The organism is Methanosarcina sp. UBA289, assembly GCA_002496565.1.
Classification (GTDB): Archaea; Halobacteriota; Methanosarcinia; order Methanosarcinales; family Methanosarcinaceae; genus Methanosarcina.
The window spans coordinates 455772-467960 of record DAKJ01000018.1 but is presented as its reverse complement, the minus strand read 5'-3'; the positions used below and the strand labels follow the sequence as shown (position 1 = coordinate 467960).

The 12189-nt window shown below is 35.8% G+C and carries 9 protein-coding genes and 1 pseudogene; 9 read left to right on the top strand and 1 reads right to left on the bottom strand.

Annotated features, from left to right (window positions below):
- The first annotated feature begins 110 nt into the window (after nt 1–110).
- Both BP549_RS15800 and BP549_RS15795 read left to right on the top strand, forming a co-directional pair.
- Nucleotides 111–176 (top strand): hypothetical protein, encoded by a 66-nt coding sequence (locus BP549_RS15800; protein WP_349682380.1) that lies wholly within the window; start codon nt 111–113, stop codon nt 174–176.
- The gene (locus BP549_RS15795) at nt 161–379 is read left to right on the top strand and encodes a tryptophan-rich sensory protein (protein WP_349682379.1); all 219 of its coding nucleotides are present in this window, start codon (nt 161–163) and stop codon (nt 377–379) included. The genes BP549_RS15800 and BP549_RS15795 overlap by 16 nt, the downstream gene beginning before the upstream one ends.
- Before the next feature lie 218 nt (nt 380–597).
- On the opposite strand, the gene BP549_RS09960 is transcribed toward BP549_RS15795, so the two are convergent.
- Nucleotides 598–807 (bottom strand): DUF1059 domain-containing protein, encoded by a 210-nt coding sequence (locus tag BP549_RS09960; RefSeq protein ID WP_292380275.1) that lies wholly within the window; start codon nt 805–807, stop codon nt 598–600.
- 834 nt (nt 808–1641) lie between these two features.
- Here BP549_RS09960 and BP549_RS09955 point away from each other — a divergent pair.
- From BP549_RS09955 to BP549_RS09925, 7 genes and pseudogenes are all read left to right on the top strand, one after another.
- On the top strand, nt 1642–2631 hold the full coding sequence (locus BP549_RS09955; RefSeq protein ID WP_292376314.1) for an ATP-binding cassette domain-containing protein: 990 nt from the start codon (nt 1642–1644) through the stop codon (nt 2629–2631).
- Nucleotides 2628–3461 carry an ABC transporter permease gene (locus BP549_RS09950; protein ID WP_292376312.1) on the top strand — a complete coding sequence of 278 codons (834 nt, stop codon included), beginning with the start codon at nt 2628–2630 and terminating at the stop codon, nt 3459–3461. The genes BP549_RS09955 and BP549_RS09950 overlap by 4 nt, the downstream gene beginning before the upstream one ends.
- A gap of 3620 nt (nt 3462–7081) precedes the next feature.
- Entirely contained in the window at nt 7082–7648 is a 567-nt protein-coding gene (locus tag BP549_RS09945; protein ID WP_292380272.1) for an ATP-binding cassette domain-containing protein, read from the top strand.
- Between the two features lie 152 nt (nt 7649–7800).
- Nucleotides 7801–9042, top strand: a complete 1242-nt coding sequence (locus tag BP549_RS09940) for a COG1361 S-layer family protein (protein ID WP_292380270.1) — start codon at nt 7801–7803, stop codon at nt 9040–9042.
- Between the two features lie 42 nt (nt 9043–9084).
- The gene (locus BP549_RS09935) at nt 9085–10299 is read left to right on the top strand and encodes an ABC transporter permease (protein WP_292380268.1); all 1215 of its coding nucleotides are present in this window, start codon (nt 9085–9087) and stop codon (nt 10297–10299) included.
- 272 nt (nt 10300–10571) lie between these two features.
- A complete protein-coding gene (locus BP549_RS09930) occupies nt 10572–11438 on the top strand; it encodes an ABC transporter ATP-binding protein (RefSeq protein WP_292376084.1) in 867 nt (288 codons plus the stop codon).
- Between the two features lie 48 nt (nt 11439–11486).
- Nucleotides 11487–12189 (top strand): annotated as a pseudogene (locus BP549_RS09925) (hypothetical protein); the annotation flags it as partial.

The window sequence follows — 12189 nt, the reverse complement described above, 5'->3', positions numbered from 1 at the left end:
TGGTTCAAAGAGTTAATCTGTTCAAGCTCCTGGTTTCTGTATTGCTCTGCTAGTTTGCAGGGGAAATAGGTTCGATATTTACAGTATCGTCTCTTAAGGACTGGTATCTTTTGCTGGAAAAGCCGGTCTTTAACCCTTCCTCTCAGGTTTTCTTTCCGATCTGGGTTATACTCTAGACACTTATGGGAATTTCATTTTATCTGGTCTGGGTGAAAGGGCTGCAAGAATAGGAAGTCAAAGTAGGGATGCTTATTTTCGAATTCAGTTAGTCCTTAATGCTCTCTGGTCTTTTCTCTTCTTTGAACTAAAATCTCCTTATTATGCTTTTATCGAAAGCTTCGCTGCGCTGCTTAATTACTATATCTGGATTTTGAGTTAATGACATAAGATTTGAAATTAATTCATTATTGAATCCTTGAACTATTCAAAAATGATTTATTCAAACTGTTTTGTCTCAATCAACTCCTATTTCACTCTTTCTAATTAACTTTCTTTAGAGTAAAATTCTTAATTAATAAAAAAGATGTAAAGAAAGTTTACCTAGAGACCACGGATAAACTTCCGTTTTTCAAAGTATAATCTCGTGTGTTATTCGTATCACAGAGCTCCACAGCCACAACTTCTTCCCAGAAGAGTTGATATTCGGTGTTTCAGATGAAGAATGTCATCTTCAGACATACTCTGAAACTCTTTTTTATGCTCTTTTTCTATATGATCGAATATAGCATTTTCAACTTCTTCTAGTTCATTTCCAGCAGCCATAAAGTTACACTTAAACCCCAGATCGCCACATTTTATTATCTTCATAGTATCTCCTTTGCGCAAAAAATCTCAATAAAAATAGTCTTTATTAATTTAAATAAACTATAATAAAGATTAATAGGATATAAATTTAAGTTTTTCAGAATTATTTTGCGGTAAATCATTCTTCTATCTGTTATTAATTAAAATCTCAATAGAAAGTATTTGAGGTAGAAATATTTATGTGAAAAAATGCTATTAGCCCTTAAAATGGACAAATAATTCCTATAATGAGAAATCTTCTCCTTAAAGAAACGACATCAACCAAGAGTTTTATATCTTTTCTACTAGGTCTAGTTTTAGTTTAATTTACGATTATTTCAAAGTAAATACCATAATATAAAGATATCTTTTTTATATTCTTTTATCTTTTATTCTCTATGTAATAAAAAGTTATTATTATAACTGCAAAAGAAAGAGAAGCTATTGGGGATATATTCAATAATCGAGACCGGGGCATGTACATGAGCTATTGATCAATTCTGAAAAAGCAAGTACATCCTTCTTATTCGAGGAAAATATAGAAAAAGTATGTGTATATTTTTTCAATAATTCCCACTCATTATTCAAGATTAAATTGTACAATTTGTCAAGCATTTTAAATATCTTTAAACTAAAAATAAAGAGTTCTCATAGGTTAGTTTAGAAACTTTATTTCCTATTTATATAAAGCATCTGAGGCATAACTACTTGTGTAAAACTATCAAGATATTTATCCAAACTTAATAGTTTTCAACATATTACTTACTAAATCCATACTCTTTCAATATAGGGGTTTAATATTGGGATCTAGTACATGGGAGTGATCCGATACGGTAGAGGAGAGGGGTTGATTTACGAATGACCGGAAACGTCATAGAAGTAAATAATCTTGAGCATTCATATGGTTCTATAAAAGCTGTTGACAATATCAGTTTTACTGTAAAACAGGGAGAAATTTTCTCATTTCTTGGCCCAAATGGAGCTGGGAAGAGTACTGTAATTAATATTCTTACTACACTGAAGAAGATACAGAGAGGCGAAGCCAGAGTTAATGGATATGATGTCGCAAAAGAATCAGATTCCGTAAGAAGATCAATAGGTATTGTTTTCCAGATGCTTTGTATTGATCATGAAATGACCGTATCCGAAAATCTGGAGTATCATGGTAAAATATATTCCATGTCAAAAAAAGAAAGAAAAGAACGAATCAATGAACTCTTAAAACTGACAGATCTGGAAAGTAAAAGGGATACTCTGGTAAAAAATCTGAGCGGTGGTATGAAGCGAAGACTTGAGCTTGCAAGAGGATTGATGACAAAACCAGCTGTCCTCTTCCTTGATGAGCCAACTGTAGGATTCGATATTCAGACGAGAATGAGAATGTGGGAGTACCTTAGAGAGATTAAGAGAGAAGGCACTACTATATTTCTGACAACACACTATATGGAAGAAGCAGACCAATTGAGTGACAGAATAAGCATAATTGATCATGGAAAAATAATCGTAACTGGAAACTCGGATGAATTAAAGAATAAACTTGGTAAAGACCTTATTTATCTGGAAACTAGTGACAATAAGCTTGCTGCGGAGGTTTTAAAGTCACTCAGCTCGGTAAAAAGCATCACAGAAGATACAAAGTCCTTGAGAGTCATGATTAATGAAGATGTCACTCACGTACTTCCTCAAATTATGGAGATAATTCGAAGAGAGGGAATAGAAATTATAATCGTAAATATTAAAAAACCATCTATGGATGACGTTTTTGTTCATTACACCGGGCATGGGTTAAGAGAAGGAGATGAAATCGAAAAAGAAAAAGAAGTGGAATTAGAGGTGGTCTCGAAATGAACTTCGAGTTTCGTGCAATATACTGGAGAGAGATGGTTAAATTCTTTAGATTCAAATCTGTTCTCTTCACTTCACTAGTCCAACCTATTATGTGGCTAGCATTTTTCGGGCTTGCTATGTCAGACAGTTTTGATCAACTAACTTCACTTATTCCAAACGTATCTGGTGTCCCTGTAGTCAACTACTTCTCTTATATGGGTGCGGGAATAATTGCAATGGATGTGCTATTCAGCAGTCTGTTTGGGGGCACTACCCTTATGTTTGATAAAAAATTCAGCTTATTGAGGGAAACTCTTGCAAGTCCGGTTCCCAGGTTTCATATCATTCTTGGGATTGGACTTTCAGCTGTGACTAAGGCTTTTATTCAAACTTTTATAATAATCGGGTTCGGAAAACTTCTAGGAATGGATTTCTTCAATGGATATACTCTTACTCAAACTCTTTTCTCAATAGTGGGCATCATGCTACTGGTAGCAACCTTTACTCTTGGCTTCCTTTTTCTATCAGGCTCTATTGCAATTACCATTGAAAATCCTGAAGGAATGCAGTCGATTCTTACCTTGCTTAGTATGCCCATTTTCTTTATAAGTAGTGCCCTTTATCCTATCAACTCTTTCCCTTCCATCCTCAGGTTTCTCTCAATGTTTAACCCGCTGACCCTGCTAGCAAATGGTATTCGCTATTTTGCTTTAGGGACTGATTTCTCTGTAATGGGAATTCATTATATTTACACAACGGCCGACATAGGTTTCTGTTTCTTGGGTCTAACTATCTTCGCCCTTGCAATGCTATCTACTGCGTTGTGGAGGTTTAATAAAGTGGATATATAAGCACGCTCAGTTTTGCTTATTTCTTTTTAATTTTTGTCCTGTAATTACTATGATCGTCTGTCTAACAGGTAAATTTCCTATTACAGGCAAATTTCCTATTTTTTTAACTTCTATTTTTGTAAATATAAAAAAGCTTGAAATATTTATGCTTGAATTTCAATTTTAAAAAGTCTTCTGGCTTATAGTCTTGGTTTTTTATGAGCTCACTCCTCGATTAATACTCTATTAAATATATTATATTCTACGTGAATAACGGTTTTCTATGTATGGAGCTTTGAATCTTATTTTTCAACTTATATAGTGGAAATATGATGTAAGCCTTAGCCACCTACCATGGACTTAAGACTCCTTTTATCCTTGTTTTGTTTTTATAAGTCATTAACTCCCCCTTCCTTCTAAATAGGAGTAAAAAGCTTTTGGTTATAGTTATTCATTTTTCAAAACTATAGCTCTAGTTCAAACCAGAATTCTTTTACTTATACGTCAAAAGGCAGATAAATCACTGGGGACATGGAAAACTCGGAAAAAGGAGGAAGACAGTAGTTTTTGGCCTAAACCTTTTCTTTTTTAGAGATTATATTGATCTTTTCTATGCCTTTGTTGTTGTAAAAGCATGAAGTAATCTGGAAACATCTATAGACCGAAAAAATGAAAGAGTGTATGGGTAAGATATCCGTGTATTCAGCATTTCCCGCGGTTAGATAGCCGCGATATTTAGATAGCCACGAGTTGTTTTTTCAGCCTGCTGATTATCTACACAATCTTCTAGAAGCAGTAATTTTCTTTTATTAAAATCTTAAAATTCTTTTTATTTCAAAAAATTAACTTTTTTCATTTGAAAACTTAACCTTTTTCATTTCAGAGATTTGAGCCTCTTTCTCCTAGAAATTCAAGTTTTTCCATATTCTTTATAACTCATTATCCCTTTAAATATTCATAAAGTTCTGTTCTTCCGGCGTTATCTCTTTTATTGTATATCAGATAAAAGAGATAAGTTGACGTATAAAGGAGTTATTAGGCGGAAATTCTATACTTGTATGATTAATCTTTGTAGTAGTTTCTCTAGAAATAGCATGAGTCAAGCCACTTTTGCTAGCAAAAAAATATACAGGTTCACTGCTGCCTAAACATGCAGTCTGACCTGTATAAATATATCACTCAAAATGCTGGCCTACTAGTTAATATATAACATTTATTTCAATAGAACCTTCTAAAGCCGTCAAAACCCTGGCCGCTAATATATATTAGCTTAAACTTTATTATTTGTATAAATATAGTGATTTTTGTATAACTTAAATAGTAATACATTGTAAGTCCCTCCACTTCTCTACTTCTACTTTCAAAATTTTTATTATTTAATTCCTATTTCTTAAATTCAAATTGATGTAGTCTCTACAATTAAAGTTGGTTTACGGATTACTCCGAATATTATGTGCTTTCGCCAAACCCCCTGCGATATCCTTTCTTATATCATACTCCCAAGTTTTATACTCTCAGAGATTTATCTTTGGAACTGCAGGTAAGTGTAAACAATATTGAAGATTTCCAGCTAAAAGATTTAGGAATATTAAAGATTTTAAATCAGACCACTGGAATATTTATAATCACATTAGACTATATTAAACTATCTACCGACATATGCAACTACATGTTCCAACATTAAGTCTTATAGGAGTATCAATATTAACTTATATTATGAATTTACAAATAATGTAAAGAACGACAACTCCTTACAAATCATAGTTTTTTAGTATTTTGAAGTAGTATCTTTCGCTGCAACATCTTATGAGATGTTCAAACATCTCGTTTCTTAATTTCCACTTTAATCTATATGGCGTAAATATCCCTTCAGAGAATTCATAATGCTTAAAAAAATATTATATTATCTCAACTTTGGGCTTTTTAGATCTAATTTTAAATTTTACGCAGTTCCTTTCCTCATATTTCAAAAAGTATATTTAAAATTATAAAACTCTTCAACATAATAAACATAAAGAAAATAAAAAAAGAAGTAGAAAAGTGAATATTTTGTATTTCTTTTGTAAAGATGAAGTTGCCTGAAATTCAGGCAACTTCGTATGTTATTGTTATCTTTTCATCAGCATTACTGCTTAATCGCAGTAATAGAAGAATTTGAAGCACTCAGCCGCATAGTATTTGCAGACTTTTTCGTAGAAAATGCTGTAGAACATATCATTTCCTCCATTCTTTTTCTGAGTTTATTCATCCCCCGTTATACCCCGGTCTTCTGTAGTTGGGAAATATAAGGCCTTATGGCCAGTTCCCTACAGAAACCTTTTACTTACACTTAATTAGCAGTAGTAGAAGAATTTGAAGCATTCGGCCACATAGTAACTGCAGACCTTTTCGTAGAAAATGCTGTAGAACATATCGTTTCCCCCATTCTTTTTCTGAGTTTATTCGTCTTCCTTTATACCTCGGCTTTCAGCAGTCGGGAAATATAAGGCCTTATGGCCAATTCCCTACAGAAACCTTTTACTTACACTTAATTAGCAGTAGAAGAAGAATTTGAAGCATTCGGCCGCATAGTAACTGCAGACCTTTGAGTAGTAAATGCTGTAGAACATATCGTTTCCCCCATTCTTTTTCTGAGTTTATTCGTCTTCCGTTATACCCCGGTCTTCTGCAATCGGGAAATATAGAAATTATAATCATTTCCTGCAGAAACCTCTTGCACTTCTACTTTAGAATACTCATTTACCATAATCTGAATGAGAAGCAGATGTTATTCATGAATGTGAACATCTGACCAAAGTTGAATGTAAAGCCTATGTTGGGAAAGCTCATGTTTATTTCCTCCATATTTTATAATTTTTCAACCAATTTTTTCTTATGTATGTGGTACATTTTTCACTATCCCTGTCAGCCACTTCATAAGATTAATATATCGTGTTTTTCTTATTTCGAGATCTACCGTTTGAAATTTTAGCTAACAGTGACTGTATATACCTATATATACCAAATTATATAAGCTCAATAGAATTTCATATCCTTATGAATAATAGTCCCTAAATGTTTAGAGTAAGGATTTCGTAAACAGATGTATATTTTTTAGACTTGCATTCCGTGTGAAAGTTCAAAACTTGTTTTAACTATAATATCAATATTCAAAAGTAGATCCCTATTTAATTTAAAAATTTTTGAAAATGATTAGTACATCTATTTTAAGTCTACCATTAGCTTTCATGAAAATTTGTATATAGAAAACAGTATACATTTATGAAGATAAATCCCGGAGTGAGATTATAAATTTTCTGAAAAATGGCTTTTCTCTCATAAAATTACTATAGCTATCTGTTTTTACTGCCTATATTTTAGTGGACTATATTTACAGTAATTTTTGGAAAAGAATGACTTTCTATAAGTAGTAAATCCATAGAAGAGTTGAAAACAGTGTGTAGAGCGTCAACTCCGAAAATTGAATTTCAAATACCTACTCCAAAATCAGGAATCAATAATTATATGCCCTCAAATTGGATCTTTTGTCGAAAATTAACAAAGCATAAGTTAAAATGGACTGTCTTACATAATGATAAAAACATTAGGATTATTCAATGTAATCCTTCTATCACATTTCATTAACTTTGGGAAAGGGGGATATGGATATTAACAAAAATAGTTTACCTGAGGACAGATTTCCTATTATAGGGTTTTTCAATGTCAGGAAAAGCTATGTATCTAAGAGTCTGGGAATTCCCGTTCTCTCAGATGTCAACTTTAAAATTGATAGCGGGGAATTTCTTGCTGCTATGGGTTCACTAGATTCTGGAAAAAATACTCTTGTGAACCTTATAGGCTTACTTGGCGGGATAACTGAAGGGCAGATTCTTGTAAGGAAAATGGATTTCAATAGAATGTCAGATCAAGAGCTTGTCTGCCTTCGGGGACTTGAAATACGTTTTGTTTTTCAGACTTTCTATCATTTTTCTCACCTAACTGACGTTGAGAATTTTTTGCTCCCAACCTTCGCTAATTCAAGAATCAGTATTGATCCAAGGAGGCATGTAAGTGAGCTTCTTGAGATAATGAGACTTCATAACTGCATGTGTTACAAACCTAGTGAACTTTTAGGAGTCCAGTCCAAGAGGTTCTCAATCGCGTGTACACTTATTAATGACTTTGAGATCCTTCTTGTGGATGGGCCAACCAGAAACCTTGCTGCTTAACAGGAAATGAAATCTTTCGAATGCTTTTTAATTTGAATATAGACGGAAGAATGGTAGTAATCGTTACGCACGATCTTGAAATTGCGAAATATGCTGGTAGAGTTGTCCCAGTAAAAGATGAAATAATTCAATACAATTGAAGGTGGAAGTATATGCAAATAATTAAGAGGAATAATATCACAATTCTTTTTTCCTTACTTTTTGTTTCCTTGATTTTTGTAACTCCTGCTTCAGCATCTGTTGGAGGTGCCAATCTGAAAGTTACAATAGTCGAAACAAATCCTTACCCTGCAAAAATAGGAGAATATCTAACTCTGACTGTTCAGGTGGAAAACATCGGAGGGGATAAAGCTGACAATGTCGACATCCAAATTGCGCCTCAATATCCCTTCTCTCTTGATTCCGAGGCAAATGCCGTGAAAAATATCGGAGTCCTCACCCCTGGCAGGACAGCTACAAAAGAGTTTCACCTCTTCGTAGACAAAAGTGCGCAGAAGGGGGTCCGTTCCATTGACATCCGGACAAAAACAGGTAAAGATAGTCCCTGGAGTGAGAAAAGCTTTGACATACGAATAGGTACTGAAACATTTAACAGCAAAGGTACGGTTGAGCTTAAGGAGGTTACTTTTGAACCCGAAGTTTTCATGCCCGGAGACCGGGGCACTATCACCGTAACTCTCAAGAACACTGCAAGTAATCCTACTGTCACTATTGGGGAGAGTGACTTTGATACCAATGCCCGAATTCAGGCTGCTGTTTTAAGACCTTTATCTGATGGGATAGTTGTTCTTGATGCTCCTTACGAAGATATGGGTCTTCTGGGACCTGGAGATAGCATCAAACTTACTTTCAATGTTAAGGTTACAGAGGATGCTCCAGAGGGAACTCATAACCTTGAACTTGCAATAGAGGGTAACTCCTTTGATTACAACAGCAGAAAGAACATTCCTCTCAAGGTCGACTCTTCAAACATAATGGTAATCCCTTCCAAAGAACTTAGAATGGTGGATGGAAAATCTACGATTGAATTTGATGTAGCCAATACCCATCCTAATGATTTTAACTCGGTAAGCATAAAACCTGAAGCTGAAGGCATCACATTTTACCCTGCAGAATATTTCATAGGGCCAATGGATCCAGACGAGCTTTTTACCATCGAATTCAATGCTGTGGAAGAAAATTCGTGGAGTGTTAGTAGGGAAGAAGGGATAAACATGAGCCTCACTGCAAACTACAATAACGGAATCAATAGACATGCAAACACTATCGGAAACCTGAACTTTGCAAGTTCTTCGGGCTCTAATGAATCTAACTCAAAAACTTTGCTGACAGGTGGATTTATTGTAATTGCTGTTCCAGCAGCCTTCTTGTTCTACAGAAGAAGAAAGCAATAATCAGAAAAGAGTCAACTAATATCATATTTATGGGGGTAAAATATGATAAAATTTGCACAGGCAGCCCGTATAGCGTCAGGGAGTATAGGAAGTGCTAAGCTCAGATCTGCGCTCACTACATTGGGAATAGTAATCGGGATAGCTGCAGTAGTTGTTAACGTATCTCTTGGTGCTAGTTTTAACCAGTTTTTTACTAATGAGATCTCTTCTGTAGGCTCTAATTTTATTATTGCAGCCAGCGAGCAGCCAAACCTTTTCTTTGATAATGAGTACAATCTCATTAAGAATACGCCTGGAATTTCTGGTGTATCTCCAAGAAAATTAATGAGTGGAGATCTCACATATCTTTCTGAAACTAAAAACGTCAATGTTGCAGGAATTAACAAAGATTTTCAGGAAATTCAGGGTCTGCAGATGGAAGAGGGCACTTTCCTGACAGATAAAGATAGCGCTGCGGCTGTTCTTGGATACGATATTGCAAATGATGAATTCAGTAAGAATATTTCCCATCGAAGCAATGTAGAGATCGCTTTTCGACAGGAAAACGGTACGGTTGTGAAGAAGAGTTTTAAAGTAAAAGGAATCTTGAAAAATTCCAAGCCAACTGTTGTGAGTGAAGACAGTGACTATGATTTGACAGTTTTCATTCCCGTTTCCACTATGAATGAGATGATCGGGGAAAATGACTACGGAGCTTTCCTTGCAATGGCAGACAGCCCTGAAAAAATTCGTGACATTTCCGATGACGTTGATAGCAGATTAGCCAGGAATTTCGGGGTTCCGGAAAGAGATATTGACGATGAGGACTTAAAACCTTATTACGTCTTTAATCAGGAAGAAGTTCTTGAGCAGACTGGAAAAATAGGAGACGCTTTGAGTTCTTTTCTACTTGCTCTCGCTCTAATCTCTCTCTTTGTGGGCTCGATAGGAATCATGAATATTATGCTTGTGACCGTAACTGAAAGAACCAGAGAAATTGGAATAATGAAATCTGTAGGTTATAACAATTCCAATATTTTATTCCTTTTTTTACTGGAGTCTATAATGGTCAGCTTCTTTGGGGGAATAGTAGGTACTACAATCGGTGGTCTGGGAGCTTACGCTCTTGAAGTCGCCCTTAAACTTCCTCCGGTTTTTCCCTTAACATTAATTGAAATAGGGATTGCAGTTTCGGTTCTTGTTGGGATAACTGCTGGCTTATACCCTGCAAGAAAAGCGGCACGCATGAATCCTGTGGACGCCTTGAGATATGAATAAGAGTTTGTCTCGTAAAAGGGCTATTCTCTCTGGAGAATACCCTTTTCTTTTTCAATCCTTTCTTCTACCAGTTCAATTGGATATTGATTGGATGAAAAGAGTTTCAAAGTAACTTCTTAATAAATAACTCTACAAATTTATTTATCGAATTTAGTGCACTGGAAAATCACTCTAATGTTGTGATTTAAGTATAAAAATCAGAATAGGTTGTATCTTATGGTAACCAGATACTGTGAATTAATCTGAGTATTATGAAAAACGGAGGGGTGGATATGGAAATGAAGATTTCGATTGCAGATGTTTCTGCTCCCAGAGATTCAATTTTGGAGAACGGAACCGAAAATTCCAGACATGAAGGAGAACTTCCCTCTGGAGAATACCTAGTTAATTCAAACGAAGAGCCGTTTAAATGTGAGTTGAGCCGTTCTAGATATCTGCAGAGTGATGAAACACATAGGACATCAGCTCCCGTTATTGAAGTTCTTGATCTCAAAAAGAGTTATTTTCTTGGAGATCTGGAGGTCCCAATTCTTCATGATATCAATCTAAAAGTGCGCGAGGGAGAATTCCTCGCTATAATGGGACCCTCTGGCTCAGGGAAGAGCACACTTATGAATCTTATAGGTTTTCTTGATAGGCCTACGGAAGGGAGAATCATAATTAAAGGTCTGGATATTAATAAACTATCTGATAAGGAGGTTGCTAGGCTCAGAGGGTTAGAAATCGGTTTTGTTTTTCAGACATTCAACCTGATCCCCAGACTTACAGCTCTTGAAAATGTCGAGCTTCCTACCTATGCCAATACAAGGAGCGGAGTCGATGCTCATGAAAGAGCAAAGGCGTTACTTAAACTCGTGGGTCTGGAAGATCGGATGCACCACAAGCCGGGTGAGCTTTCAGGTGGCCAATCTCAGAGAGTTGCTATTGCCAGAGCTCTTATCAATGACCCTGCAATCCTCCTTGCAGATGAGCCAACTGGAAATCTGGATTCGAAGACAGGCTGTGAAATTCTAAATATGTTTAGAAAACTCAACGAAAAAGGAAGAACCATTGTGATGATTACTCACGATCCTGAAATTGCAGGACACGCAGACAGGATAGTGCTCGTAAAAGATGGGATCATTCAGAATACGGAATAACTCATTTTTGTATTTTAGAACTTAAGCAAATTGGGGTGTGGAATTAGAATGACAAAAATCAAATGTTCACTTGTCTCTCTTGTATTATCTTTGTTTTTGGTTTCCTCGATGTTTACATCTCCTACCTCTGCATCTGTAGGGGGTGCCAATCTGAAAGTTACAATAGTCGAAACAAATCCTTACCCTGCAAAAATAGGAGAATATCTGAACCTGACTGTCCAGGTGGAGAACATTGGAGGGGATAAAGCTGACAATGTCGACATCCAAATTGTACCTCAATATCCCTTCTCTCTTGATTCCGAGGCAAATGCCGTGAAAAATATCGGAGTCCTCACCCCTGGCAGAACTGCTACGAAGGAATTTTTCCTTTTTGTAGACAAAAGTGCGCAGAAGGGGGTCCGCTCCATTGACATCCGGACAAAAACAGGTAAAGATAGTCCCTGGAGTGAGAAAAGCTTTGACATACGAATAGGTACTGAAACATTTGACAGCAAAGGTACGGTTGAGCTTAAGGAGGTTACTTCTGACCCTGAAGTTTTCATGCCCGGAGACCGGGGCACTATCACTGTAACTCTCATGAACACTGCAAGTAATCCTACTGTCACTATTGGGGAGAGTGACTTTGATACCAATGCCCGAATCCAGGCTGCTGTTTTAAGACCTTTATCTGACGGAATAATTGTTCTTGACGCTCCTTACGAAGATATGGGTCTTCTGGGGCCTGGAGGTAGCATCAAACTTACTTTCAATG